Genomic DNA, 24,175 nt, shown 5'->3' with positions numbered 1-24,175 from the left:
CCGTACTCATCGCACGCCATCTGACCAGGAGAAAGGCATCCCCGATGGGACTCCTCGACAAGCTCACCGCCAGGGGCAGGCTCGACGACCGCACCGAGCGGGAGGGCGCCGCCCGCTGCGACGCCAACCTCGCCCGCCTCCGCGTGACCGACCCGGACGCCGACCGGATCTTCGCCACCGCCGGCACCACCCCCTTCGGCGACGCCCACCGCGACCCCGCGCTGCAGGCCCGGCTGACCGAGCGGATCCACAGGTACGCCGGCGCCAAGAACGAGGTCGGCCGCATGGACCTGTACAACGCCCTCTTCGCCGGGCTGGGGGACTGACATGTCGATGACCGTCATCGCCCGCTACGCCACCGCCGGCGGGGCGACCGTCGAGGTCCAACGCAACGCGCTCTTCGGTCTGCTCGACACCAGCTACGACGCCTGGTGCACCGGCTGCGACACCGCCGTCACCGCGGAAGTCAACCCGAACGTCCTCGGCGGCATCCCGCCGCAGGAGGACGCGGACGGCTGGGCCCGCGAGCACGCCGCCACCTGCCGCCGAATCCCCGCCTGACGCACCCCTCCCACTCCCCGCACCTCTCGCACACACGCTGACCAGGAAGGAGGCCGAGATGCCCACCACGACCGCCGACCTCGACGTCGACCTCGCCGAGCTGCTCGGCCCCCTCCTGGTCGCCGAGGTCGAGGCCTACCTCGCCACCGCCGCCCGCCAGCACACCCCGGCGCCAGCGCCCGCCCGGGCCCCGCAGACCGCGGGCCTGCCCGGCCCGGCCTGGTACCGCATCGCCCAGCACCTCCAGGCCGACCCGCTCCAGGCCCCGAGCCCGGCGGACACGGCCCCGGCCGGGCCCTGGTGGGACGGCTACCCCACCCCCGCGCCCACCCTCACCGACCGGATCCTGCGCCGACGCCCGACCGTCCCCGTCACCGCCCGCCAACACCTCCAGCTGATGGACCGCTACATCACCGCCCACGGCTGGACCCAGGGCCAGCTCTGGGACACGGACGGCGCGGTGTGCGTCCTCGGCGCCCACGTCCGCGTCCTAGCCGTCGGCTACGGCACCCCCGCCACCGCCTGGCAGGCCCGCCTCGCGATCGGCAACGCCCTCGGCTACCAGGGCGCCCCGATCCCCGTCGACACCTGGAACGACAGCCCCGGCACCACCCAGACCGATGTCCACACCCTGCTGCGCACCGCCGCAGCCCGCACCTGAGAGGACCCGACGTCATGACCACTATGTCCCTGCGCCACTACGGATCCGGGACCGCCGTTCCGCTCGGCACCCACCTGATGACCCTCACCACCACGGCAGGCTGGAAGGAGGGCGACATCACCGTGACCGAGCCGCGCACTCTCGGCACCCTCGCAGCCGAGCTCACCACCATGCTGGGCCTGCCCGGCACGGTCGTCGACCTGGTCATCACCCAGCGGTAGGCACGCTGTGCTCGACACCGACGCCGAATGGATCCGCCGCCACGTCTGGACACGCCGGATGCGGTCCGACCGCGACGACACCCCCGACTACTGGGACCGCTGCATCTGCCAGTGGACCCTCACAGGCCAGTGCCACACGGGCCGACACAGTGCCTGCCGCGGTCCGGTCTCCACCCGCCCGGACCCGGAGACCTACCTGGCGGGCACCAGCGGCGTGCCGATGGTCGGCCACACCCCGGTATGGCTCGCCGACCGCGCCTGTCGCTGGACGCGATGCGGGTGCTCCTGCCACACCGGGAGGCTCCCGGAGCAGGCGGACCACAACAACGCCGGCGACATCCAGCTCTCCCTGATCTGACCAGCACACGCTGCTGCGCGCCGCCGCAGCCCGAGCCTGACGGAGCCCCTATGGAAAACCCCCTTGCCCGCGCAGCTCTGGATGCGATGGCCGCAGCCGCCCAGGTCTCCATCGAACACGGCGACGACCCCTCGAAGGTCGAGGCGGCCCGCCAGGCCGCTCGTGACGCGATCGACGAGGCCCTGGCGGCCGGGGTCACGAGCGAGGAGATCTGGAACGCGGCCAGCGCCTGACCTGGATCAACAACCACGCCTGACCCCCTGGAGCTGACATGCCCGACACCTACCTCACCGCCGCCGACCTGGCTGTAGAGGGCGCCCACTACGGCGTCCCCGTCATCGGCGCCGGAGACGATGACGACGACGACCTGCTCGCCATCGGCGACCACCCGCCGCGCAGGGTCCTCGCCGCCTGCAACCGGTACGCCAGGCAAAGGAGCGGGCTGCGCAACCCCATCACCGCCAGCGGGAGCGCCGTGGACAACATCCGCCGCGGGCACGCCCAGTTCCGCCGGCCCCGCCTCGACCTGGACGAGGACCCGTGCTGGATGTGGGTCATGGACGACTGCGCTCCGGACGCCGAGCACGCCGTGCCGTACACGCTCGTCGTCATCAGCTAGCCCACCTACTGGCGGCCCCAACCACCCACCGAGGAGACCGAGATGGACACCCACGACTACATCAGCGACCGCCAGCCCTGCGGCGAGGGCCACTGCATCTGCTACGGCACCGGCGAGGAGCACGCCGACTGCGCCTGCGGCTGCGACTGCCCCCGCGACATCTACGGCCAGCGGATCGACGAAGGCTGACCAACCCACCCCGGCCTGCCGCCCACCCGGCGGCAGGCCCCACCCCGAGGAGCTCACCATGAACGTCAACGCCGACACCGTCGCCGACCTGTGCACCGGCCGGTGCACCACCGACAGCCCCGAGCTACCCGCAGAGCACGACGACGACTGCCCCGTCTCGGCGTTCGCCGGCGGCGAGGCCGGATGGCCCGACGGCTACCGCGGCGAGTACTGGCCGTACTGACCCCGCCATGGCAGGCCCCCGCCGCACCTGAGAGGACCACTCCATGACCGACACCGTGCTCGCCCGGTTCACCACCCTCGGCGGCGCCACCGTCGAGCTCCAGTCGCTCCGGTTCACCACCCGGTACGCCCACGGACACCGCTACCCCGGCACGGAGGAGCAGACCGTGGACGGCATCGTCTGGCAGTGCCGCGGCTGCGGCACCCGCGGGACCTCCAACGTCCACGGCGACCCGTACCAGGCCCACCAGCGCGACAAGGCCAACCAGGCCGCCAACACCCACGCCGCCAGCTGCCGCGCGGCCTAGAGGAAGCACGGAAGGCCCCGGTTACGGCCGGGGTCTTCCGCTGTCCGGACTCGCGGGCAGCGTGCGAGCAGTGCGGGACCTGCGAGGGGTGCGTCAGGACTTCCTGAGGCGCCGTTCGACCTGGGCGCGGCGGGCGAGGACCTCGGCGACGACGGCGGCCAGGATCTCCTGCTTCGGCCGGCGGGTCTCCCAGTGCAGATCGTCCACGAGCTCGGCGAGCGCGTCCGCGCTGGCCTTCGGCATGTACCAGGACCTGCGGTCCATCGCCGTGCTCCCGCCGGCCGGCGCGGCGTTCGCCTGGGCCGGCACCGGGCCCTTACTGCCACCGGCGACGGTCACCCGTTTGGTCATCGCTGCTTCCTCCTCTTCTCCAGTACTCAGGCGACTGCCCGGTACTGCCCCGCCGTCAGCCTCCGGAGCGACGACATCCGGACGAAGTATCCAACTAGCAGAAAGCGTGCATGACATGAGCAACGACACTCCGAGCCTCCTCGGTCCGGCCACTGAGCAGGACATGACCCGTTGGCAGCTCAAAGGGGCGAAAGTGCTCGTCGAGCTGCTGACCCATGCGTTCCACGAGAAGCTGCCCTCCCTCGACTGGCGCCTCGGTACCGGCAGCAGCCTGTACGGCACCGTGCAGCAGCCGACCTTTGACAGCAAAGAGAAGCGGTCCGCGTTCGACCGGTGGACCAGCTACCTCGACGCAGTCCGCTGGCCCGAGCACGCCGGGCCGGGCGGGCGCGCGCGGCTCCGCGCCAAGATTGACGACTACCACGGCGTGCACATCACGATCGCCGCGGACCTGTACGACGGCGAGTAGTGACACGACTGATGGCCCGCCCCCGGACTCGGGGAGCGGGCCATTCGGCTTTCCAGCCTGAGAAGAGTTTTGAGGAGATCCGGCGCGGGGAAGTTCGGTGCCCCGAGCTGGGGCGGCACCCCCACCCTCATGACCCCGGTGGCACCCGGGGGCACCCCACCCTTATGCAGAGGGCGCGCAGGTCTGGCCAGCAGGCCCTCCGCCGGCGGTCGCCGGAACCCGGGACGCAGACTGAGGCCTTCACCCGGCCGCGGTCCTGAACAAGACGGAGCCCCGCACCGAGTTGGTGCGAGGCTCCGTGGTCGGTGCGCAGGGCGGTCCTACAGGCCAATGCCGCGCATCGGGTTGTCCCTCCAGCGGTCGACCGCGCGCACGTACTCGTGCACCTGGGGGCTCATCGGCGACCAGCGGCCATGCTCGGCGATGAACGCCACCGGTGTGCCGGCCTTCGCCGCCTCGGTCGGGCCACCGGCCCGCAACCCGTGAGCAGTGAACGTGTCCGCTCGCGGAAGGCCGGCCGCACGAGCCAGGCAGCGGACCCGCTCGTTGACCGCCGCCCCGCTCATCCGGCCGTCCTGTAGCCGGCCCCAGCGGTTGATCCGGCGCAGAAGCGGCCCGTCGACGAGGCCGTGCTCAGCGAGAGCATCCAGCCAGGCCCGGAGGACGCGCACGGGGTCCGTGTCCGGGTGGGAGCCCCGAGGGATCGTGACCTCGGCGCCCACCGCGTCCTTGTCGGTCTTGGACTTGCGGATGAGGACGACCAGGCCGTCCTCGGTGAACGTCACGTCCGCAATGTCCAGGGCCGCGAGTTCGGAGCGGCGGCCCATCATCGCGAAGCCGAGCACCAGCAGCACCCGGTCGCGCAGCCCCGCCAGTGTGCTCGGGGCGGTGGCATCGATCATCGCGCGCAGTGGATCGAGCGTGATCGGCGGCGCCTTGCGCTTGCGCTTGCCGGCGGCGGCCCTGTCCTGCCGGTGCGCCTTCAGCACGGCCAGGGCAGCGCTGGTGTCGGGCAGGCCCGGGTGCCCGTTGTGGCGGTGGACGGTGCGGATCGCGGCGATGCCCTGCTCGATGGTCGAGGGTGCCCGGTCGAGGTCGGCGAGGTGGCCCACGTACTCGGCCAGCGTCTCGGCGGTCGCGGGCAGCACGGTGCGGCCGGCTGGCGAGCACCACGCCGCGAAGGCCTTCCACTGGTGCGCGTAGGCGGCGCGGGTGTTCTCGGGGACGGACTGCTCGATGCGGTCGCGGGTGGAGTCGGAGATCTGGTTGTCCGGGTGGGCCGGGAGGTTCTCGGCCGCCGGGACGAGTTCGCTGGACATGCTGCAGCCTCACTGCTCTGGCCCTCCATAACCTGACTTATGGAGGGTCAGAACGCTTTCCTAGGAGAACAGGTTGAGTCGGTCGTTCCGCATCAGGAGGCGGTCCGCCACGGGTGGTCGAGCCCCGCATCGCCGACCGCGGCACCCATCAGCACGGCCCGCTCGCCCTCGGCGAGCGCGAGCGCATCGGCGAGCCTGAGCGCCACCGTCCGCGACGGGCAGCGCAGCCCGCCCTCCAGATTCACCAGGTACCCCGGCGACAACTCGACCAGGCGGCCGAGCTCACGCAGGCCCAGCCCGGCACGCTGCCGAGCCGCCCGAAGCACCCCGCCCAGCTCCGGCGGCGGCAGCCGGCGCTCCCGCCGCGCCGGCGCCGGTACGTCACCGCCCGGCAAGACCATCACCCCCACAACCGCCGTTGGCGCCTCTGCCAACCAACGCCGGGCCAACCAAGCGTCCCCGCGTGGCTCCGGCCCACCCGAAGGCGGCACTCGATCCCCGTCTCACTCGTCCTCCGCGACGGCGCGGGCCTGACGCAGCTGGTGCCGCAGCAGATCGAGTTCGCTGAGGACGTTGGACAGGGAGGACGCCAGGGTGGTGACCGTCGCCTCCTCGCCCCCGCCATCCTGGTAGAGCAGGGACTCGCCCAGCGTCACCAGGTCGTCCGGGTGAAGGTAGGTCCTACCGGCCTCCGTGTCGGCCTGGTGACGCAGCTCGGTCTCCTCCTCGTGGATCCGCCAGAAGTAGGCGCCGAAGAGGCCGTCGAGGGCGTACGCGCGCTGGACGGGAGTGAGCTGCTGCCAGGCCCGGCGCCCGTACTCGCGGACGTCGACGGACTCCCCAGCGCGTCTGGCGGCCTGGCGGGCCTCGTTGAAGGCGGCGTGGAAGGCCAGGCCCTCGTGCTGGATCTCGGGGACGATGCCGTCGAAGGTCTCCCAGGGCCCGGTCATCGGCCGGCCTCCGCGAGCGCGGCGCGGACAAGACGCGGCGCCGCTATGCGGGGCGCCTGGACGACGTAGATGACGCCGCACGGACCGCGGCGAACGCCCAGGCCCAGGTGCCGGTGCAGCTCGTTGCACTTCGGGCACCTCACGATCGCCTGGAGGTGGCCGGTAGTGGCGAGGCGTCTGGCACGCACGTGCGGGACGGGGTTGGCCTCAGAGGTGTAGCTCATGGTGCTGCTCCTTGCTGGGTTGGCCGGGCCCGGCCGGATGCCGGACCCTGGAGGGTGCCGGGAGCGGGCTCACTGCGGGTGGGCCCGACCCCGGCAAGTCGAGGGAGTTAGTCGGCGCTGGCGTCCTCGATGAGGTGCTCGACCATCGCCGTGTCGACGACGAACTCGGCCTCCGAGCGGTCGTTGTTCGCGGCCAGCAGCGCCTCCGGCGGACACACCAGTCGGTACAGGTGGCCCGGTCGGCGGCCACGGATCCCGGCGGCGAACTTCTCGGCCACCGCCCGGTCGCTGCTCCAGGACCAGTCGGTACGCCGCTCGGGCACCGAGCCGCGCCACAGCTCGACCGGCTCGGTCGGCCGCTCGGCGAGCTCGCCGTCCTCGGTGTAGCCGGCGACGTCGAACAGCCACTGCCACGTGTCCCGGTCGAGCTCCCGGTCTGGGTACTCGCACGCCGACCAGACGTTGCCCACCAGCGCCCGGACGGTGCCGTTGTCGACCTTGCCGTCGCTGTAGGCCTGGGCGAGGAACGCCGGCCCGTAGATGCGGCCGGCCAGGCCGATGAGGTGCTGGAGCTGGTCGGTGGTCAGCACGGTGGCGGTGTCGAGTTTGTGTTGGGCCTCGTCCGCGAGGTCGACGAACTGGTCGGCCATGGTGGTCTCCTTGCTGGGGTATCGCCGGTTTGGCGGGGTTCTCGGGGCACGGCTGTTGGAGGGCCGTACCCGGCAGGTCATTGGGTCAGGCCGCTCCGATGCGGGGGCGTGCGTCGTTGGACCACGGGACGAACACCGGCTCCAGCCAGGTGTCTCCGTCCGGGTCGGCGGCCGTGACCGTGATGCCTCCCGGCCGAAGCACATAGATCCACTCGTGCCAGAGCGGGTCGGCGGTCTCCTTCGTCAGCAGGGCCTCGGGTTCGTGACGGTCGCCGTGGCAGTAGCAGCGGAAGCCGCGGTCCCCGATGGGCGGGAGCGGGTTGATCCATCCGCAGTCGGCGGTGGGGTCGGTGCCGAGCTGGGACCAGCCGGCAGGGTGCTGGTCGATGAGGAAGGCGAGCATCGCGTCGAGGTCGTGCCGGTAGGCGCGGTGGTAGAGGTGCTGGAGCTGGGGGACGCGTGCGGTGGGTTGGCCGTCGTTGGCGACGTACCGGCCGTGGAAGCCCGTGGGGGTGGGGCGGGCGATGATCGACGGGTAGTTAGACACGGCTGCGCTCCTGGGTCCAGGCCGGCGTGTACTGGGGATGGTCATGACGTTCGGGTCCGGGGCCGACGGTCACGACCTCGGGCATTCGAGCCACTGAGCCACGAGGTGGTCAGGGCAGCCGAACGGCTGTTGAGGAAGGTCGGCAGTCGACGTGGATGGCGATGCCTTGGGAGGCGAGGAAAGGGGCGAGGGCTCGTCGCAGGAGGCGCTCGGAGGTTCCGTAGCGGTCGGGTCCGATCACGACTTCCTCTCGACCATCATTACTGTGAGTGATCAATTTGAGGATGCTTCGGGCATCCCACGCCGGGCGGTTGGGTGGGTGTCCAGAGCGAGGCGAAGGCACCCCTTGCTGGACCTGTTCTGAGCGGTGTTGCCACGGCAGGAACGATGGGCGTATCCGCAGTTCAGCGACCCTTTCAAGGCTTCCCCTGTGAAGGCTGTGAAGGGTCGTTGGAAACTTCCTATTCGCTAGGGGGAGAGGTAGTTTCCAAACTGCCTTCACAGCCTTCACAGTGGGGGCTTACTCAAGGCTGGAGAACCTGACCCCCAACCACGCTGTGTATTGGGCAGGGACCGGCGCGCGCGGCGCTTGGAAAGCGCTGTCCGGGGTCACAGGCCGAGGCGGCCTCGACAGTCCGGGACGCGTACGGATGACGTCCTTGACGACCTTGAACCGCTTCGTGTCCTCGTGAGATCCGAAGCGGTCGGCCCCGGTCTTCTGGCTCCACTCCTTCTGGCCCTGGGTTCGGAGGAAGGCGTTCAGCTCGGCCAAAAGATCCGTGGACATGACGTGCGCTTCACGATCGGCAGTCAGGCACTCGTCCCAGAAGCGCATGATCATGTCCGACTCGGAGCGCCACTGCCGGGTGGCTTCCCGTACTGCTACGGGATGAGCCGGCACCTTCCGGTTGCCCTCGTACCAGCGGCGGGCACCAGCGACCAACCAGGCCAGCACCGCCTCGCGCTGCTCTTGGCCCATCATCCGGTCCTTGATGCCGCTGTCCCCGGCACGCTCGAACTCCGCCGTGGGCTCGCCCTTCACGAAGGTGTAGGGGAACGGGACCATCGCCAGGCGGCGCCAGGTGCCGTGGTCTGTCTCGGCCACGGCCGGCTTGTAGTTGGTGGTGATGACCAGGCTGTGGCTGGCGACCCACTGCACTTCACGCTGGTACAGGTGTCGGGCTTTCATCAGCGCGGTGCCGACTGCCTTCTTCAGCTGCACCACGTTGAGTCGACGCCCTTCGGGCAGCTCCTCGGCGAATGCCAGACGCGCACCCCGAAGGGCCATTCGCTCTTCCTTGGCGTCCCGGTCGCCCGACAGTACGGCGTCGTCCAGGAAGGTGATCGCGCCGTTCGTGGCGCGCCCGCCCAGGGCGACCGTAAGCGCGTCGATCAGCGTGGACTTACCGTTCTCTCCGTCGCCATGGAGCAGCAGCATGACGTCGTCGTCCGGGGTGTGGCCGGTGACTCCCTGCCCGAGTCGGAGCTGGAGCCAGGTGGCGACTTCCGGTTCGACTGCTCCGAGCGCCGCGGTCCAGTCTTCGTGGGCGGCGTCTGGATGGTACGCGGTGGGCACGTAGCGGGTGAGGTAGCGGTCGGGGTCGTGCGGGAGGAGCGTGCTTTCCCGCAGGTCGATGACGCCGTTCTCGACGGTGATGACGTCGGAGTCGTTGTCGAACGTCTCGCCCGGTACCAGCAGGATCCCGGAGGCCAGGTCGGTGATCGCGCTGATGCGTCCCTTGCTGGCGAGCCGGATGATGTCCTCGTGCGGGATGCCGAGGGTGGGTTGGGCGATCTGCTCGATGATCCACTGAGCGACGTACTGGCGGACCTCGTCGCGGACGGCCTCGGCATCGATGCGCTCCCAGATCCGGTTGTTCCAGTGCATCCAGCCGAATTGCGGGCACCAGCAGTACCTGCCGCGCAGGCATTCGTCGGCGACACGCTCGACGAAGAAGCTGTCGGTGACTGCGACGATGCCGGAGACGTTGCGGCTCTTCTTGGGCCTCTTCTCCTTCTCGGCGTTGTCGGTGGTCGTCTTGTCCTTGTCCTGGCTGTCGAGCCGGTCAGCCATGGCGGACAGCATGCTGACGACGTCGGCGGTCATGGCGGTGTCGGTCACGCTGCCCTCCCCTTGGTGATTCCGATCTTGATTCCGGAGCGGGCGGCGGCCCTGGCCTCGTTGCCGGAAAGGCCGGCAGAGACGGCGGCGGCCACCAGGAGCTCCTCGACTTCCGACTCGGTGACCAGGCCGCCGGGGACGAAGCGCCCGAGCGCCCGCCCTGCTGCATTGACCGTGTCGTTGCGGGTCCCGGACTTGGCGGTCACGACGCGTTCAACCTCGGCCCGGATGGCGGCGTTGACGTACTGGGCGCCCTTGGGTCGCTGGAGGCGTTCCAGGAGCTGGCGGGCTGTAGGCCTGGGCGCGTCCGTCTCGACGACCCGGTGGTGCCCGGTGCGCTTGAGGTCGGCGGCCAGCCAGTTGGGCAGCGGGGCAACCGTCCGGCAGTCGCCGAGCGGCCGGTACGTGCCCTTGCTGGTGACGGTCCCGGGGCAGATGCCATACGCCCAACCGGCCTTGATGTCGAGCTGCCAGCCGAGCCGGCTGGCGCTCTGCCTCCAGGTGTCACCGGTCTCATACCAGACCTGGACACCGCCGCCCGGGGTGGCGACGCACATGGTCGGCGGCGCGACGGTGGGCAGCGGTGCGTTGCGGATCTCGCAGAGCAGGCCAACGGTGTCCCAACCGTCCCGGATCGAATCGGGGTTAAGGTCTGCGGGCAGCTGCAGCCCGGGGAGATAGTCCCCGTCGTCGGGCCGCGTAACGTCGTGGCTGTCGACATCCAGGATGATCAGCCTGGACGGTTCCATGGCGACGGCCACCCCGGCGTTCGGCAGGTGGGAGAGCCACTGCTCGAACGTCTCGACGTTGTTGGTGGCGGCGCGGACGCCGTGACACCAACGGCCGGCGGGGATGCAGGGGCAGTCGTCGGCGGTGTGCTCGACGTACTCGGGGTTCGGGCGGCCGTCGGCGCCGCGGAAGCACCGGTTGCAGCCGCGCGGGGGGATCTTGCCGCCGGGGATCAGCAGGTGGACGTACCAGCCCTTGCCAATGCACCAGGTGGCCACCTTGAGCGCGTCGGGGCGGTTCATTCCGCCTCCTGCTTCCCGGCAGCGATCTCGTCGGCGAGAAGGGTGACGGCGGCGCAGAGCCTGCGGGCCGTGGAGCGTACGGTCCGCTCTGACGGCTGCTCCTCCAGCATCACCCTGGCCGTGTCGAGGACGACGTGGAAGCGGACGCGGGTCTCGTCGGTGCACGTCGTCCGGACCTGCTGGCTGCGGGGGACAGGCCAGGCGCCGACGGGGCGTGGGCTGGCCGCTTCTGCCCTCGGGCGGCCGGGAAAGGTGTGCACGGGGGGCTCCGGGATGTGGGAGTGGTCGGGGAGGGAGCCGGGGACGGAGGGCGAGGGCGTGCCCCGGTGGATGGTGCGGGCGGGCAGCCCCGGGGCGGGTAGGTGGTGCCCCACCCCGGGCTGCTCGGCGTGCTGGTTGGTCACTGGGCGGTGCCCCCGGGCTCGTCGATGACGGCGACGTCCGCCTGGAACAGGTGCCGCACGATGCCGGCGACCTCGGCGCGGGTGACGCGGAAGCGGTCGTAGCCGACGATCCAGACGCCGGCGTCGACCTGGACGGGCCGGACCGGGTGGCGGCTGGCGTTGGTGAGGAGCGGCAGTAGGGCGGCGCGCGGCCGCTGCGGGACGCTCACTGGGCCTCCTCGATGGTGACGAGGGTGGCGAGGAGCGTGCGGCGGATGCCTGTCCGGGTTTCGCGGTCGGCCCAGCAGGCGAAGACTGCGGCCGGGTCGGGCGCGGTGAACGCGCCGGCGAAGCGGTCGAAGTCGCTGGCGGTGAAGCCGATGGCCCGGAACTGCTGGGCAAGCTGGACGGCGTCGCGCAGGGCATCGTTGGCCATCGTCGTGCTGATGGTGGCCCTGTCGCCATCGGCGAGGACGGCGGGAAGGAGATCCGGGTATCGCTCTATCCCGGACGGGCTGTTGTGGTTCACTGGAACCACGTCCTCTCTGCGAGGGAGACGAACAGCCCCGGGGGCCGGCCAGCTCACACCGGGGCTTCGTCGTTTTCAGGGTTGGGCTGGGGCCTCCGTCAGTGCGTCGGTCGAGACCGGCGGCCAGGCGGGGGCCGTTTCCGTTGCTAGGCAGCCTGCGGGCTTGTCGGCGCGAGCACCGGCGGGTTGAGCAGGGTGCTCAGCAGTGCTTTCTGGCGGGGGCCGAGTTCGGGGGCTCGGTCGGTGTTGGCTTTGATCACCTGCCACATGTGCGCTGCAGCGCGGTCGCCGCAGGCTTCGGCTTCGCGGATCTTTCGATCTTCGAGGCGTTCGGGCGTGTCGCTCACGCGGCCCTAACCCCCCGCTCGGTGAGCCACGCCTTCACGGCGGACGCGGAGTACCGCACTCGGCCGGCCTTTCCGGGGCTGAGCTTGATGTAGGCGGGACCGATCCCCCGCGCCCGCCAGTTCGCCAGTGTCTTGGGGCTGAGCTTCGTCAACTTGCTCGTCTCGTCACACGTAAGCCACGTGTCATCGGGGACAGCAGGCGCGGCAATGCCTGGAATATCCATGATTTCCTCTGCGTAGTCCAGGGAAGTTCCGGGATGTTCTAGACGGTACGCCCGGACGACACCTGTCGCAACCCTCCATGCACTCTCCTGGAAAATCCAGGCGTGTTACCTTCTGAAACATGGCGACTGAAGACACGGGAACGGGTGGCACTGGGCGTCAGGTCGCTGACAACCTGCGCCGGCTCCGCGAGGCGAGGAGTCTCAGCCTTCGTGCACTATCGGAGCGGGTGCGTGAGCTTGGTGGCACGCTCAGCGCGGATGCGATCAACAAGATCGAAAACGGGCGGACTCTTCCGCCGGGCACTCCGACGCCCAAGCAAGTACGTCGGGTCGATAGCGACGATCTCGTGGCTCTGGCACTCGCGTTGAATGTCAGCCCGCTCGATCTCCTGCTTCCGCCGAGGGCCGATGGCCGGGTGTGCAACCTGACGACTACCCACACGCTGACCGCCCGGGCAGCGTGGCTGTGGGCGCTCGGGCGGCGCCCCGCCATGGATTGGGAGCCCGGCGGGGGAGCCAGTCTGGGCGATCCCAGCGCGGATCCCGCGATGGCGAAGGCGGCGTTCGAGCGTGACCTGGAGTTTTCACGCCAGCGCACCGAGTACATGCGGCTCTCGCTGCCGCCGGAGATCCGCCAGGCGGATGACCACCCGTTGGTTCACGTTGCGACCCAACTCCGAGACTTCGTCGAGGATGTTGCCGTCGCTCCTGGCGACCGAGACGATCGCCTGCGGTGGATCCGCATGGCCAAGCGTCGGGTAGACACGATCAACTCGAGCCTCGAAGAGGTCGCGGAAGTCCTAGAGACGGGGGACGGGCTGGACGAGCTGAAGGCCCAGTTCCCCGGCCTCGTCTCGCACGTGGCCGTGCAGCGAGACGAAGCCCTCGAAGACATCTCGAATCCGAAGCCCTGAGCGCACGGAAAAAGCGGCCCGACCGGTCATCCCGGTTGGGCCGCTTCTGCATCGGTGGGGCTACGCTGGCGGCTTCCACTGGATGTCGATCGTGGTGGGGTCGAAGTAGCTTCCACGCTCGCCGTTAGCGGGCGCCTTGTAGCCTGGCGGTCGGCCACGGCGAGCCTTGTTGACCGTGATCACCATGAGCGCGCTGATGATCTGGCGGCGGCGGTCGATGTGGTAGCCCTTCCAAGCTTCTTCGATCTTCTGGCTGCCAAGGGGCAGCGAGGCCAGGACCGAGTTCGCTGCCCGGCCGGCCATCTTCGCCATGACGACGTTGAGCCTCTCGCGTGAGATGGCGGTCATGTCGAGCATCTGCTGCCGGGTGATCCGGTCCTCGGCGTAGTCCGCTGCGATGGAGTCGAGCTTGGCCCGCAGGTTCCCGGCCTGTGCAGCTAGATCTTCGCTCGGGTTCTCCTGCACCGCTTTCAGGTGCAAAGCTGCGGCGTCCGGCCGAGCAAGCCTCGCGAGGGCCTGGCCCTCGATGAAGGCATCCAGGGAGGCTGCGTCTCGGATGTTGTGGCTGGCGCTTGCGTTGCACCGATAGGCCGGCTTGTGCGTCTTCGGCTTGGCGGACCCATCCTCCGAGTCGTCCTGCCGAACGAGCTTGAGCGCCTTCTGGACGCCCCCGATGCCGGTGGTGGAGCCGCGCATCGTGGAGCTGCAGTAGCAGTTGTAGATCCCACTGCCGAGGAACTTTCGACCGTTGCCGGTCGTGGTGCGGCGGGCGGGGTTCTCCAGCACACTCTTGCAGGCGCGCCAGGTCTCCTCGTCCACCAACGCTGGCCAGACGGCCTTGCCAACGATCTCCCGTGGTTGCCTACTGCCGTCCCGGGTCCGGGGCGCAACCTCGATCAGGCCGGCGTTGCGGGCGCGAAGCAGGAGCTTCCGAAGTTCCTCGGGCTTCCACTCACGGGATTCCGGTTCCGTGCGGGTGCCGTCCTCCAGGCGCTTGCGGCGCGCGACGGTGCGCACGCCCTTCTCGGAGAGCGTGCGGCAGATGGAACGCAACGACTCGCCGTCGATGATCGCCCGGGTGGCGTAGCGCACCCACTGGGCTTCGTCTTCGCGAACGGTGACGCCGTCTGCCTCGAACCCGAATGGCCGGGGGCCGCCTCGGTAGGTGCCGGCGACCACGTTGTCATTCTTGGCGTCGCGTACGCGCTCGCCGATCTCCTCCGACTCCTCCTGGGCCTCGATCGCCGCCTTCCTGGCGCGACCGCGGCCTTCGGCGGTGTTGAGGTTGTACCTGCCGGACTTGATCGTGTCTACGGCGATGTCTCGGAGTTCGACCAGGTCGAGGAACTCGAAGGCGTCCTTGTACTGCCGCTGGAGTCGCTTGTTCGAGAGGGCGAGCACGGCGTCGGCTTCGCCGTCGCGGAGCATGCGGAGCAATTCGTCGTACTTGGGCCTGCGCTTGCCGGAGTAGGCGGAGACGTCGTTCTCGATCAGGACGGCGACCACGTCCCAGCCGTTGTCGTCGGCTCGCTCGCGGCAGACTCGCTCTTGCCTATCGACGCCCCAGCGCCTACCTTCGCGGTCATCGCTGATTCGGCAGTAGATGACTACTCTGCGGCGCCGCCCCTCCATCTGATGAGTCCTCATGGCTCCCAGAGTAGGCCCGTAAAACTGTCTTCGTCCAGCCGTTGACAGGTCGAAGCCGCTGCCGCTCTTGGGCACCGAGGCCGGACTGAGCCCGACCGTCAGCTTGCGCTGCGGCCAGGCCTCCCCGCTGTTGCAGACCGCGGCGCGGACCCGGTCACGGGCTTCGGTGAGTGCCTTGTCGGGCAGGCCGACCAGGGTGAACGCGGCCACCCCGGGCTCCAGATCGGCCTGGACCTCGACGATCACCCCGTCGACCCCGACCAGCGCGACGGAACAGGTACGGGCGAAGGCCATCTCAGACCACCCCCCGCAGGTGGTCGACCAGGGCCGCACCCCGGGCCCGGTTGACCACGGCCACCAGGTCGATCCGCACCCCGCCCGGCGGGGCGGGCGGCCACTGCGGATCGGACGGCCCGGGGTCGTACCCGGGCCCGGCCAGCAGGGCGAAGTGCCCGGGCCAGCGTTCGGCCAGCCAGCGCTCGGCGAGCCGCCGCAGCCGGGCGGCCTTGGCCCGGTCGATGGCCTCGCTGGGCTGTTGGAAGCCCCGCTCGGAGCGGGTCTTCACCTCGCAGACGGCGACGGTGTCGCCGTCGAGGGCGACGATGTCCAGCTCGCCCTCGACGCAGCGCCAGTTGCGGTCGAGGATGCGGAGCCCGGCCTCCACGAGATGGCGGGCGGCGACCCGCTCCCCGTAGCGGCCGAGCGCGTTCCTGGTGCCGCGGTCCTCACCGGCCCCGCCGGCCCCGCCGTCCGCTCCGGTTGCGGCCGCGTTCGGTACGGCCTGGTCCTGCACGATGGTGTTCTGCATGGTGACCACCTCCGCCGAGGAGGCTGCACCACCGTGCGCACCGGCGCCGGGAAATTCCCTTCCCCTGTGGATAACCCGGGCCTGTGGACAACTCTTGTCACCCGCAGGAGTGAGAAGCCCCCGTCACGCGAAATTCGGCTGGACAACGCGGGACGGAGTCGTCCAACGTCAGTTCCCGAAGCCGGACTCGTCCGAGGGCAGCTCCAGATCGCTCTTCGCGAGTTCCTCGATGTTCACGTCCTTGAAGGTCAGCACCCGGACCTTGCGGACGAACCGGGCCGGCCGGTACATGTCCCAGACCCACGCATCCGCCATCGACACCTCGAAGAACACCTCGCCCTGGACCGAGTGCACCTGCAGCTCGTAGTCGTTGGTGAGGTAGAAACGTCGCTCGGTCTCGATCACGTACTTGAACAGGCCGACGACGTCCCGGTACTCCCGGTAGAGCTTGAGCTCCATCTCGGTCTCGTACTTCTCGAGATCTTCGGCACTCATCCAGGCGTCCCCTCAACTTGTCAGTCCACCCATTGTGGACCACTGCACCCACGCTCAGAGCCGTACCGGATCGACCGGCGGGCCCTCTGCCAGCAGCCGTCCCATGAAGTCCGCCAGTCCGGCCGGATAGACCGTCTCGGCGGTCCCCCGCAGTTCCTCGACCGTCCACCAGCGCGCCGCGAGCAGCTGGGCGTGCTCCTCCTCGCCCATGCCCGAGTGGTCCAGACCCGTCTCCGTGGTCCGGGCCAGGTGGAACCACTGTTCCTGCTCGTAGCGCTGTCCCTGAAAGGAGAACGACACCGTGCCGTACGCCACCAAGGGCCCCAGGTCCACACCCCGCAAGCCGGTCTCCTCCACGAGCTCCCGCTCGGCGGCCGCCCGCACGTCCTCCCCCGGCTCCAAGCCGCCCCCGGGCGTGAACCACCACGCCTCGTCGGGCACCGCGGGATCGACGCCCAGGAAGAGGAGGATGCGGTCCTGCCCGTCCAGCAGCAGGATCCGCGCCGCCCGGCGACGCTGTGCAGTCATGGCAGCGCTCAACGCTCCTTCCGTTCGCATCGGTGGCGCTTCCGATCCTGCCACCCGCCGCGTCCGTCCGGGGCGATGTTCGGCAGAGCGGCCCGACCTGCGACGCCCGCGCTCAGGAGCTGCGCCCCCGGCGGAGCCGGCGCACCAGGCCCGCCACCCCGCCCGCCGCCGAGGTCACGACGATCAGCGCGGCACCCGCGACGGTGGCGTAGGCGGCGGGCTCCAGCGGGCCCGGGTCCGCGGCCCGCGGGCCGGCGAAACCGTCGAAGGCCGGGGTCCGGTCCAGCAGGCCGGTCCGGCCCATGGGGAGCAGGGTGGCCTCGACCCTGGCCTCGACGGCCGTGGCCGGGACGGTCCCGCCGTCCACCTCCAGGTGGGTGCGGGAGTCGAGCGAGCCGACCCGGTTGTCGCCGAGCAGGAAGAGCCGGCCCGGCGGCACCGTCACGCTGAACGAATCGCCCTGACGGCCCTGGGTCGCGAGGTACGGCTCGTCCACCGGTTGTCCGTTGACCGTCAGCCGGGGGTCGGCGGCCGTGGTGGCGACGGTGTCGCCGCCGACCGCGACGACCCGCTTGACCATGAGTTCCCCGCCCCAGGACTGGTCGCGGAAGACCACCACGTCGCCCCGGCCGACGGCGCCGCCGTCGACCTTGCGGGCGAGCACGGTGTCACCGACCTGGAGCGTCGGGTGCATCGAGGCGGTGGGGATCTTGTACGGCCGGTAGTCGACCGCGATCAGGGCGAATCCGCCGATCATCAACACCAGCCCGAGCGCGATCGCGATCCCCTGCAGCACCGCGGCGGGCCGACGGCCGGGCCGGGCGGGCGCGGCCGAATGGTCGGCCGACTGTTCCACGACACTGCTCATCGACACCGTCCACCTTTGGCCGACCGGAGAACCCCACTGGCACGCCGGTGGCTCGGGAGCGAACGCCGACGGGCCGTGGCACGTCCGAGCAGATTACTCGTCGGTACCACGGCCCGCGCAAGGGTCGGGGAGGACCAGGTGGAGCTCAGGACTCCTTCCGGCGCTCCGTCCGGGCCCGCACCCGGCGCACCAGCGGAAGCAGGACGACGGCCCCCACCGCACCGGCCACGGGGGGCGCGACCGGCAAGGCCGCCGCCAGGCCCTTCTGGTCGAAGGTGTCCGGCACCGGGAGCGTGGACCAGTGGCTGACCGGCCAGGCCACCACGAAGGCGCGCCCGATCACGTTGTCCACCGGCACGGACCCGCCGCCCGGCTGGTCCATGTGGAAGCGGGAGTCCAGCGAGTCCGCGCGGTGGTCACCCATCACCCAGATCCGCCCGTTCGGCACCTTGATCGGGCCGAAGGGCTGAGTCCCGCAGGGGGTGTTGCCCGCGTAGATGTACGGCTCGTTGAGCGCGACACCGTTCACCTTGACCGGTCCGTCGTCCTTGCACTCGACGGTGTCGCCGCCGACCGCGATGACCCGCTTGATCAGGTCCTTCTCGTTGGCGGAGGGCATCAGCCCGACGAAGCTGAGCACGTCCTGGACCCCGCGGACGAAGGAGTTGCTGCTCTGCTGGGTCGGCTCGTCGTTCAGCCAGCCACCCGGGTCGTGGAACACCACGACGTCGCCGCGCTCCGGCTCGGCACCGAACCAGGGGGTCAGCTTGTCCACCAGCACGCGGTCGCCGACCTGCAGCGTGTTCTGCATCGACTCGGACGGAATGGAGAACGCCTGGACGAAGAAGGTCTTGATCACCAGCGCGAGGATCAGCGCGATGCCGACCAGGATCGGCAGCTCCTTCAGGAAGGAGCGCTGCTTGCGCGGCTTGGCCGGATCCTCCGACTCCTCGGCCGGCCCGCTCCCCGGCGGCGGGGGCTCCGCGGGGCCGTCGGCCCCGGTGCCGTGCTCATCAGCGGTCTGGGCAGCCGCGTCCTCGACCGCGGCGGAGGGCGCCGAGGACTCGGCGGACCGGCTCACCCGACCGCCCGGGCCCTCGGGCTCCCCGGCGCCTGAGCGGGCGCCGATCACCAAATCCCCCACAACGTCTCCTCCCTGCTGTGCGGACGCCCGCGCGCCCGCGCTCAGAGTGCCGCACAGCGGGCACCACGCTCACCACGACCATGAACGCATCAGGGCTGCCCACAGCGGACTCCCCTGACACCGACCCGGTCCCGGCACACGGCCGGAACCGCTCCCGGCCGCACCTGCACTTCTCTATCACTCCAGGGCATCCGGCTCGCGGTTCCACACGCGCCGTCCGGCCGTCCGACGGCCGGAGCGGCTCACTTCGGAGGCCGCCTCGACCAGCGGACGACGAACGGAAGGATGCCCAACACACCCATAACGAGCGGCGGTTCCAAGGGAACCGGCCCAAAGCCCATCGATTCCGGCGCAGTTCTGCGGAGCTGCGAGGTCGCGCCGAGAGAGGAGAGTGAACTCGGTTCATCGAGTTGATGGAAGCGGCCCAGCGGCCACCCGATCAGGAACGCACGGCCGACCACGTCGCTCAGCGGGACGGTGCCCTGCCCGGGATTGCCCATGTGGAAGCGGGAGTCGGCGGAGACGTCGCGGTGGTCGCCCATCACCCAGATCCGCCCCTTCGGCACCGTCACCTTGAACGGCTGGCGGGACGGCGGGTTGCCCGGGGCGAGATAGGGCTCCTCCACGGGACGGCCGTTGACGCTGAGCCGCCCTTGCGGATCACAGCACTCGACGGTGTCCCCGCCGACGCCGATCACGCGCTTGATCAGGTCCTGCTCGTTGTCGGACGGCAGCAGTCCGACGAAGGTCAGCACCTGCTTGGCCGGGCCCAGTACCGGACCGTCGTCGGACCGCTGGTGACCGTTCTCCAGCCAGCCGCCCGGGTCCTTGAACACCACCACGTCGCCGCGCTGCGGCTCACTGCCGAACCAGGGGGTCAACTTGTCCACCAGCACCCGGTCCCCGACCTGGATGGTCTGCTCCATCGAGCCGGAGGGGATCACGAACACCTGGACCAGGAAGGTCTTCAGCACCAGCGCCACCAGCAGGGCCACCAGGATGATCATCGGGAACTCGCGCAGCAGCGAGCGCTTGCGCCGTCGGGCCGCGCGGCGGGCGCTGCGGCGGCGCTCGGCGCGGCCGCGGCCGCGGACCGGCACGCCCGGATCGGCCGGATCGGCCCCGACCTGCTCCGCGACGCCCCCGCCCCCGCCCGGCTCCGGGGCCGGGCGGTCGGTGACCCGCGCCCTACCCCTGGTCCCCATGACCACCCGCCCCCGGAACGGCGGCGAAGGCCGCGGGCCGGTCCAAGCCGGTCAGGCGCGAGAACGGGTAGACCACCCAGTCCGCCCGGCCGATCACCTTGTCCTCGGGCACGAAGCCTCCGCCGGGCTCCCCGAGGTGGTCGCGGGAGTCCCGGGAGGCGCTCCGGTGGTCGCCCAGCACGAACAGCTTGCCGTTCGGCACCAGGACGTCGAAGGCCACCGCGGAGGGCTGGTCGCCCGGGGCCAGGTAGGCGCTCTCGTCCACCGGTACGCCGTTGACGGTGAGCGGCGCACCCGGTCCGGTGCTCCGCACCCGGTCCCCGGCGACGCCGATCACGCGCTTGACGTAGACGGTGTCGCCGGCCGGGGCCAGCCCGAGGTCCCGGCCGACCGAGCGCAGGCTGTCCCAGAACCCCGGTGGCTCGGCCGACTCGGGGAGGAAGGAGCCCGTCCCGTCGAAGACCACCACGTCGCCGCGGTGCGGGTGGCCGCCGAAGGCGTAGGCCAGCTGGTTGGCGATCAACCGGTCGCCGGGCCGCAGGGTGTCCTCCATCGAGCCGGAGGGCACGGTGAACGGGCGGGCCACGAACGCGTTCACCAGGAGCAGGGCCGCCAGGCAGATCCCGACCAGCAGCAGCAGGTCCCGCGAGCGCGAACGCCCGGGCTCCTCGTCCTCGTCCGCTCCCTCGTCCGCTCCCTCGAAAGCTTCCTCGGCAGCTTCCTCGGCCACCGGTGCGATCGGGCCCCGGCCCTCGCCCTCACCAGGCTCCAGCCGCTCCAGCGCCTCCGGCCTCTCCAGACCTTCCGGCCCGGAAACGACCGCGGACCGCGACAGCGAGTCCGCACCGGTGGGTGCGGGACTGCCGTCGCGGTCCGCGGGTGGTTCGTGCGTGCTCATCGGGCGCTGAGCTTACCTTGCGGTGGCCCAGCCCCTCGGAGCGATCCGGTCCCCCGGCGCGGCCGGGGGGCGGTGGATCAGCGGTCGCGCTTCTCCTTGATCTTCGCGGCCTTGCCGCGGAGGTCACGCAGGTAGTACAGCTTGGCGCGGCGAACCGCACCGCGGGTCACGACCTCGATCTTCTCGACGACCGGGGTGTGCACCGGGAAGGTGCGCTCCACGCCGACGTTGAAGCTGACCTTGCGAACGGTGAAGGTCTCACCGATGCCGGCGCCGTGGCGACGGATGACGACGCCCTGGAAGACCTGGACACGGGAGCGGTTGCCCTCGATGACCCGGACGTGAACCTTCAGGGTGTCACCGGCGCGGAAGGCCGGGATGTCGGTGCGCAGCGAGGCCGCGTCGACAGCAGCGAGCTTGTTGCTCATGTTGCTCTCCATCGCAGGCGCCACGGGCCGCCCACGGAAGTTCGTCACAATGGGGTGAGCTGCGGGCCGCATCGGCTGACGGCGGACCCCCCGTGGCGGGGGCGCCGGTCCACGTGCCCCCTACGGAAGGGGACCAGCGACAGACAGCAGCGGCCTATTCTTCCACATCGAGGGCCGCGGACCGAAATCGGCCGAGCTCCTCGTCCCAGGTCAGGCCCAGGACGCTGAGCGCCGCCCGGTCCTTCTTGTCGAAGCCGCCGTACTGCCAGCGTCCGACCAGGTCGGGCCGGTTGGCCAGGGTGCGGGCGAAGGCCTGCTCCCGCCGCCAGCGGGCGATCTTGCCGTGGTTGCCGCTGAGCAGCACCTCCGGCACGGTCCGGCCGCGCCACTCGGCGGGCTTGGTGTAGACCGGGCCCTCCAGCAGGTCGGCCATCGCGCCGGGCGCGAAGGAGTCGTCCCGGTGCGACTCGGCGTTGCCGAGCACGCCGGGCAGCAGCCGGGCGATCGCCTCGACCATCACCAGCACCGCGACCTCGCCGCCGGCCAGCACGTAGTCGCCGATCGAGACCTCGACCACCGGCATGCGGGTGGCCGCCTCCTCGATCACCCGGCGGTCGATGCCCTCGTACCGCGCGGGGGTGAACGCCAGCCACGGGCGCCCGGCCAGTTCCTGGGCGAGCTCCTGGGTGAACGGACGCCCGCTCGGGGTGGGCACGACCAGGGTGGGCACCTCGCCCTCGGGGCCGCCGGCCACCACCGCGTCCAGGGCCTCGCCCCACGGCTCGGGCTTCATCACCATGCCGGGGCCGCCGCCGTACGGGCTGTCGTCCACCGTGCGGTGCACGTCGTGGGTCCATCCGCGCAGGTCGTGGACGTGCACGTCCAGCTGACCGCGGGCCCGGGCCTTGCCGACCAGCGAGATGTTCAGCGGTTCCAGGTACTCCGGGAAGATCGAGACGACGTCGATCCGCATCCCCGACTGCACGCCGGGAGCGACCGCCGGAGCGGTCTCCGGGGCAACATCCGGGGCAACATCCGGAGCGCTCTCCGGGGCGTTCTCCGAAGCCGTCTCCGGGGCGACGTCCGGGGCGGCCGCCTGGGCGACTTCCGGAGCGGCCGTCGCAGCGAGGTCCTGCTCGGCGCTCACTCCGACTCCTCCGGCTCCTCCGACGCCCCGCGGGCGTCCTCGACGTCCTCGGCGTCCTCGACGACGTCGGCGTCCTCGGGGTCGATCAGCCCGGGCGGCGGGGTGATCACGGCCCGCTGGTTCTCCAGGTCGATGGTCGGCACGATCTGGGTGACGAAGGGCACCAGTACCTCGGTGCCGTCGGCCTTCTCCACCGTGAGCAGGTCCTGGTACGGCAGGTGGAGGACCTCGGTCAGCTCACCGACCCGGGTGCCGTCGAGCAGCACCACGTCGAGACCGATCAGCTGGTGGTCGTAGTACTCCTCCGGGTCGTCCGGACGCTCCTCCGGGTCGACCTCGGAGATGAGCACGGTGCCCCGCAGCGCCTCCGCCGCGTTGCGGTCCTTGACGCCGGCGAAGCGCAGCAGCAGTCGGCCGCTGTGCACCCGGCCGGACTCGACGGTCAGGGGTCCGGCCGAGGCCGGGTCGGTGAGCAGGACGGCACCGGGGCCGAGCCGGAGTTCCGGCTCGTCGGTGCGGACCTCGACACTGACGTCCCCCCGGATGCCGTGGGCACGGCCGATCCTGCCGACGACGAGCTGCACGGTGATCGTTCTCCTGGAGTTGCTGAGGGAGTTGCTGAGCGGGAAGGCAGAGGAAGGCAGAGACAGAAAAAGGCCGACCGGGACGACATGCGTCCCGGTCGGCCTCAAGCCCGACGGCTGAACGAGCAGCTGCGTCAGCGAATGTTGTCCACGTCGACCAGGTCGACCCGGACGTTGCGACCGCCGAGGGCGCCGACCACGGTGCGCAGTGCGCGCGCCGTGCGGCCGCCCCGGCCGATCACCTTGCCGAGGTCATCGGGGTGCACTCGCACCTCGATGGTGTTGCCCCGACGCAGGTTGCGCGAACGCACCTGCACCTCGTCGGGGTGCTCGACGATGCCCTTCACCAAATGGTCGAGGGCGTCCTCGATCACGATCAGGCCTCGACGGCGGCGTCGGCCTCGGCCTCGGCCTTGTCCGACTTCTTGGCCTTCGGGGTGATGGCGACACCGGTGGTGGCGTCCTCGAAGCCGGCGACGGCCTTCGCGAACAGGTGCGAGAAGTCCTCGACCTTGGGCTCGGCGACCAGCAGCGGCGCCGGGGCCGGCAGGCCCTTGAACTTCTGCCAGTCACCGGTCAGCTTGAGGATGGCGAGCACCGGCTCGGTCGGCTGGGCGCCGACGGACAGCCAGTACTGAGCGCGGTCGCTGTCGACCTCGATCTTCGAGGGGTTGTAGGTCGGCTGGTAGATGCCGATCTCCTCGATCGCGCGGCCGTCACGCTTGGTGCGCGAGTCGGCGACGACGATGCGGTAGTGCGGGGCGCGAATCTTGCCGAGACGCTTGAGCTTGATCTTGACTGCCACGGGAGTGGATTCTCCTGGTGTTGACGTGGGTGAGCGGTCTCGCCGTCCGCGTGGGGTTGCGGGGCGGTCCGTTCAAGGGACACGCCAGCCGTAGGAGAGAGGGGTCCTGCTCGGCTGCCGAGTACTCAGCTGTCCATTCTGCCATACCGGCGGCAGGGGTCTTCACCCGGCCGCCACAGGCGGAGCCGGGGAACAACCCCAGGAGGACGACGCACAGCTCGACACAGGACGACGCACAGGACGACGCAGGACGACGCGCAGAACCACGAACGAGATCAGGAGCGGCCCCGCGCGGGAACCGCGCAGGGAACCGCTCAGGACTCGACCGGGAGCCCCCGCTCCCGGTCAGCCCACAGACTCACCGATGTCACCGATGTCACCAAGCAACCGGTGCCGTTCACCCCGGCCGCGCCGACTGC

The 24,175-nt window shown here is 70.5% G+C and carries 39 protein-coding genes; 12 read left to right on the top strand and 27 right to left on the bottom strand.

Annotated elements, in window-relative coordinates; genetic code table 11:
• The first annotated feature begins 44 nt into the window (after positions 1 to 44).
• From ACFVXG_RS20405 to ACFVXG_RS20360, 10 genes are read left to right on the top strand one after another with little or no spacing between them, the layout of a single operon-like run.
• On the top strand, positions 45 to 326 hold the full coding sequence (locus tag ACFVXG_RS20405) for a hypothetical protein (RefSeq protein ID WP_387929338.1): 282 nt from the start codon (positions 45 to 47) through the stop codon (positions 324 to 326).
• Position 327: 1 nt separating this feature from the next.
• A complete protein-coding gene (locus ACFVXG_RS20400; RefSeq protein WP_387929336.1) occupies positions 328 to 561 on the top strand; it encodes a hypothetical protein in 234 nt (77 codons plus the stop codon).
• A gap of 58 nt (positions 562 to 619) precedes the next feature.
• Positions 620 to 1,222: a hypothetical protein gene (locus tag ACFVXG_RS20395; RefSeq protein ID WP_387929335.1), complete on the top strand. Its 603-nt coding sequence runs from the start codon at positions 620 to 622 to the stop codon at positions 1,220 to 1,222.
• A gap of 14 nt (positions 1,223 to 1,236) precedes the next feature.
• Positions 1,237 to 1,443, top strand: coding sequence for a hypothetical protein (locus ACFVXG_RS20390; RefSeq protein ID WP_387929333.1), 207 nt, complete (start codon positions 1,237 to 1,239; stop codon positions 1,441 to 1,443).
• 7 nt (positions 1,444 to 1,450) lie between these two features.
• On the top strand, positions 1,451 to 1,801 hold the full coding sequence (locus ACFVXG_RS20385; protein WP_387929331.1) for a DUF6248 family natural product biosynthesis protein: 351 nt from the start codon (positions 1,451 to 1,453) through the stop codon (positions 1,799 to 1,801).
• Positions 1,802 to 1,851: 50 nt separating this feature from the next.
• On the top strand, positions 1,852 to 2,034 hold the full coding sequence (locus ACFVXG_RS20380; RefSeq protein WP_387929329.1) for a hypothetical protein: 183 nt from the start codon (positions 1,852 to 1,854) through the stop codon (positions 2,032 to 2,034).
• Between the two features lie 38 nt (positions 2,035 to 2,072).
• Positions 2,073 to 2,420, top strand: coding sequence for a hypothetical protein (locus ACFVXG_RS20375; RefSeq protein ID WP_387929327.1), 348 nt, complete (start codon positions 2,073 to 2,075; stop codon positions 2,418 to 2,420).
• Positions 2,421 to 2,462: 42 nt separating this feature from the next.
• Positions 2,463 to 2,609 carry a hypothetical protein gene (locus ACFVXG_RS20370; RefSeq protein ID WP_387929325.1) on the top strand — a complete coding sequence of 49 codons (147 nt, stop codon included), beginning with the start codon at positions 2,463 to 2,465 and terminating at the stop codon, positions 2,607 to 2,609.
• Between the two features lie 58 nt (positions 2,610 to 2,667).
• The gene (locus ACFVXG_RS20365) at positions 2,668 to 2,832 is read left to right on the top strand and encodes a hypothetical protein (protein WP_387929323.1); all 165 of its coding nucleotides are present in this window, start codon (positions 2,668 to 2,670) and stop codon (positions 2,830 to 2,832) included.
• Positions 2,833 to 2,875: 43 nt separating this feature from the next.
• The gene (locus ACFVXG_RS20360; protein WP_387929321.1) at positions 2,876 to 3,139 is read left to right on the top strand and encodes a hypothetical protein; all 264 of its coding nucleotides are present in this window, start codon (positions 2,876 to 2,878) and stop codon (positions 3,137 to 3,139) included.
• 93 nt (positions 3,140 to 3,232) lie between these two features.
• On the opposite strand, the gene ACFVXG_RS20355 is transcribed toward ACFVXG_RS20360, so the two are convergent.
• Positions 3,233 to 3,490: a hypothetical protein gene (locus tag ACFVXG_RS20355; RefSeq protein ID WP_387929319.1), complete on the bottom strand. Its 258-nt coding sequence runs from the start codon at positions 3,488 to 3,490 to the stop codon at positions 3,233 to 3,235.
• A gap of 115 nt (positions 3,491 to 3,605) precedes the next feature.
• Between ACFVXG_RS20355 and ACFVXG_RS20350 the strand changes: the two genes are divergently transcribed.
• Positions 3,606 to 3,959 (top strand): hypothetical protein, encoded by a 354-nt coding sequence (locus ACFVXG_RS20350; protein WP_387929317.1) that lies wholly within the window; start codon positions 3,606 to 3,608, stop codon positions 3,957 to 3,959.
• A 320-nt stretch (positions 3,960 to 4,279) separates the two neighbouring features.
• Here ACFVXG_RS20350 and ACFVXG_RS20345 read toward each other — a convergent pair whose 3' ends face one another.
• The 13 genes from ACFVXG_RS20345 to ACFVXG_RS20285 all read right to left on the bottom strand — a co-directional run bounded on the left by ACFVXG_RS20345 (position 4,280) and on the right by ACFVXG_RS20285 (position 12,285).
• Positions 4,280 to 5,278 carry a tyrosine-type recombinase/integrase gene (locus ACFVXG_RS20345; RefSeq protein WP_387929315.1) on the bottom strand — a complete coding sequence of 333 codons (999 nt, stop codon included), beginning with the start codon at positions 5,276 to 5,278 and terminating at the stop codon, positions 4,280 to 4,282.
• Between the two features lie 92 nt (positions 5,279 to 5,370).
• Positions 5,371 to 5,679 (bottom strand): helix-turn-helix domain-containing protein, encoded by a 309-nt coding sequence (locus ACFVXG_RS20340; RefSeq protein WP_387929435.1) that lies wholly within the window; start codon positions 5,677 to 5,679, stop codon positions 5,371 to 5,373.
• Between the two features lie 102 nt (positions 5,680 to 5,781).
• Complete coding sequence (locus ACFVXG_RS20335) at positions 5,782 to 6,228, bottom strand: hypothetical protein (protein WP_387929313.1); 447 nt, start codon at positions 6,226 to 6,228, stop codon at positions 5,782 to 5,784.
• A complete protein-coding gene (locus ACFVXG_RS20330) occupies positions 6,225 to 6,452 on the bottom strand; it encodes a hypothetical protein (RefSeq protein WP_387929311.1) in 228 nt (75 codons plus the stop codon). Before ACFVXG_RS20330 ends, ACFVXG_RS20335 begins: the two co-directional genes overlap by 4 nt.
• A gap of 107 nt (positions 6,453 to 6,559) precedes the next feature.
• On the bottom strand, positions 6,560 to 7,102 hold the full coding sequence (locus ACFVXG_RS20325; protein ID WP_387929310.1) for a hypothetical protein: 543 nt from the start codon (positions 7,100 to 7,102) through the stop codon (positions 6,560 to 6,562).
• A gap of 85 nt (positions 7,103 to 7,187) precedes the next feature.
• Entirely contained in the window at positions 7,188 to 7,649 is a 462-nt protein-coding gene (locus ACFVXG_RS20320; protein ID WP_387929308.1) for a hypothetical protein, read from the bottom strand.
• A gap of 520 nt (positions 7,650 to 8,169) precedes the next feature.
• Positions 8,170 to 9,771, bottom strand: a complete 1,602-nt coding sequence (locus tag ACFVXG_RS20315; RefSeq protein WP_387929306.1) for a phage/plasmid primase, P4 family — start codon at positions 9,769 to 9,771, stop codon at positions 8,170 to 8,172.
• The gene (locus ACFVXG_RS20310; protein WP_387929304.1) at positions 9,768 to 10,802 is read right to left on the bottom strand and encodes a bifunctional DNA primase/polymerase; all 1,035 of its coding nucleotides are present in this window, start codon (positions 10,800 to 10,802) and stop codon (positions 9,768 to 9,770) included. The genes ACFVXG_RS20315 and ACFVXG_RS20310 overlap by 4 nt, the downstream gene beginning before the upstream one ends.
• Complete coding sequence (locus ACFVXG_RS20305) at positions 10,799 to 11,206, bottom strand: hypothetical protein (RefSeq protein WP_387929302.1); 408 nt, start codon at positions 11,204 to 11,206, stop codon at positions 10,799 to 10,801. The genes ACFVXG_RS20310 and ACFVXG_RS20305 overlap by 4 nt, the downstream gene beginning before the upstream one ends.
• The gene (locus ACFVXG_RS20300; RefSeq protein ID WP_387929300.1) at positions 11,203 to 11,415 is read right to left on the bottom strand and encodes a hypothetical protein; all 213 of its coding nucleotides are present in this window, start codon (positions 11,413 to 11,415) and stop codon (positions 11,203 to 11,205) included. Before ACFVXG_RS20300 ends, ACFVXG_RS20305 begins: the two co-directional genes overlap by 4 nt.
• Positions 11,412 to 11,714: a hypothetical protein gene (locus ACFVXG_RS20295; RefSeq protein ID WP_387929298.1), complete on the bottom strand. Its 303-nt coding sequence runs from the start codon at positions 11,712 to 11,714 to the stop codon at positions 11,412 to 11,414. Before ACFVXG_RS20295 ends, ACFVXG_RS20300 begins: the two co-directional genes overlap by 4 nt.
• A gap of 146 nt (positions 11,715 to 11,860) precedes the next feature.
• Positions 11,861 to 12,061, bottom strand: coding sequence for a hypothetical protein (locus ACFVXG_RS20290; protein ID WP_387929297.1), 201 nt, complete (start codon positions 12,059 to 12,061; stop codon positions 11,861 to 11,863).
• The gene (locus tag ACFVXG_RS20285) at positions 12,058 to 12,285 is read right to left on the bottom strand and encodes a helix-turn-helix transcriptional regulator (RefSeq protein ID WP_387929295.1); all 228 of its coding nucleotides are present in this window, start codon (positions 12,283 to 12,285) and stop codon (positions 12,058 to 12,060) included. The genes ACFVXG_RS20290 and ACFVXG_RS20285 overlap by 4 nt, the downstream gene beginning before the upstream one ends.
• Positions 12,286 to 12,404: 119 nt before the next feature.
• On the opposite strand from ACFVXG_RS20285, the gene ACFVXG_RS20280 reads away from it, so the two are divergent.
• A complete protein-coding gene (locus ACFVXG_RS20280) occupies positions 12,405 to 13,199 on the top strand; it encodes a helix-turn-helix domain-containing protein (protein ID WP_387929293.1) in 795 nt (264 codons plus the stop codon).
• A gap of 60 nt (positions 13,200 to 13,259) precedes the next feature.
• Here the strand turns inward: ACFVXG_RS20280 and ACFVXG_RS20275 are convergent, their stop codons facing one another.
• The 13 genes from ACFVXG_RS20275 to rpsP form a co-directional block, all read right to left on the bottom strand.
• On the bottom strand, positions 13,260 to 15,140 hold the full coding sequence (locus ACFVXG_RS20275; protein ID WP_387929291.1) for a recombinase family protein: 1,881 nt from the start codon (positions 15,138 to 15,140) through the stop codon (positions 13,260 to 13,262).
• A gap of 1 nt (position 15,141) precedes the next feature.
• Entirely contained in the window at positions 15,142 to 15,654 is a 513-nt protein-coding gene (locus ACFVXG_RS20270) for a YraN family protein (protein WP_387929289.1), read from the bottom strand.
• Between the two features lie 168 nt (positions 15,655 to 15,822).
• Entirely contained in the window at positions 15,823 to 16,149 is a 327-nt protein-coding gene (locus ACFVXG_RS20265; RefSeq protein WP_030056781.1) for a DUF2469 domain-containing protein, read from the bottom strand.
• A gap of 54 nt (positions 16,150 to 16,203) precedes the next feature.
• Positions 16,204 to 16,677 (bottom strand): NUDIX hydrolase, encoded by a 474-nt coding sequence (locus tag ACFVXG_RS20260; RefSeq protein ID WP_387929287.1) that lies wholly within the window; start codon positions 16,675 to 16,677, stop codon positions 16,204 to 16,206.
• A 112-nt stretch (positions 16,678 to 16,789) separates the two neighbouring features.
• The gene (gene lepB / locus ACFVXG_RS20255) at positions 16,790 to 17,545 is read right to left on the bottom strand and encodes a signal peptidase I (RefSeq protein WP_387929285.1); all 756 of its coding nucleotides are present in this window, start codon (positions 17,543 to 17,545) and stop codon (positions 16,790 to 16,792) included.
• Between the two features lie 145 nt (positions 17,546 to 17,690).
• On the bottom strand, positions 17,691 to 18,689 hold the full coding sequence (lepB, locus tag ACFVXG_RS20250; protein WP_387929284.1) for a signal peptidase I: 999 nt from the start codon (positions 18,687 to 18,689) through the stop codon (positions 17,691 to 17,693).
• A 242-nt stretch (positions 18,690 to 18,931) separates the two neighbouring features.
• Complete coding sequence (lepB, locus tag ACFVXG_RS20245) at positions 18,932 to 19,894, bottom strand: signal peptidase I (protein ID WP_387929282.1); 963 nt, start codon at positions 19,892 to 19,894, stop codon at positions 18,932 to 18,934.
• On the bottom strand, positions 19,878 to 20,792 hold the full coding sequence (gene lepB / locus ACFVXG_RS20240; protein WP_387929280.1) for a signal peptidase I: 915 nt from the start codon (positions 20,790 to 20,792) through the stop codon (positions 19,878 to 19,880). Before lepB (ACFVXG_RS20240) ends, lepB (ACFVXG_RS20245) begins: the two co-directional genes overlap by 17 nt.
• A gap of 77 nt (positions 20,793 to 20,869) precedes the next feature.
• The gene (rplS, locus tag ACFVXG_RS20235; RefSeq protein WP_030056776.1) at positions 20,870 to 21,220 is read right to left on the bottom strand and encodes a 50S ribosomal protein L19; all 351 of its coding nucleotides are present in this window, start codon (positions 21,218 to 21,220) and stop codon (positions 20,870 to 20,872) included.
• Positions 21,221 to 21,374: 154 nt separating this feature from the next.
• On the bottom strand, positions 21,375 to 22,193 hold the full coding sequence (gene trmD, locus ACFVXG_RS20230; RefSeq protein ID WP_387929433.1) for a tRNA (guanosine(37)-N1)-methyltransferase TrmD: 819 nt from the start codon (positions 22,191 to 22,193) through the stop codon (positions 21,375 to 21,377).
• 170 nt (positions 22,194 to 22,363) lie between these two features.
• The gene (gene rimM / locus ACFVXG_RS20225) at positions 22,364 to 22,951 is read right to left on the bottom strand and encodes a ribosome maturation factor RimM (RefSeq protein WP_387929279.1); all 588 of its coding nucleotides are present in this window, start codon (positions 22,949 to 22,951) and stop codon (positions 22,364 to 22,366) included.
• 134 nt (positions 22,952 to 23,085) lie between these two features.
• Entirely contained in the window at positions 23,086 to 23,325 is a 240-nt protein-coding gene (locus ACFVXG_RS20220; RefSeq protein WP_030056773.1) for an RNA-binding protein, read from the bottom strand.
• Positions 23,326 to 23,327: 2 nt separating this feature from the next.
• Positions 23,328 to 23,756 carry a 30S ribosomal protein S16 gene (gene rpsP / locus ACFVXG_RS20215; protein WP_350508270.1) on the bottom strand — a complete coding sequence of 143 codons (429 nt, stop codon included), beginning with the start codon at positions 23,754 to 23,756 and terminating at the stop codon, positions 23,328 to 23,330.
• Positions 23,757 to 24,175: the final 419 nt, after the last annotated feature.

Source organism: Kitasatospora sp. NPDC058162 (genome assembly GCF_042884005.1).
Taxonomy (GTDB): Bacteria; Actinomycetota; Actinomycetes; order Streptomycetales; family Streptomycetaceae; genus Kitasatospora.
This window is presented reverse-complemented; position numbering and strand designations above follow the sequence as displayed.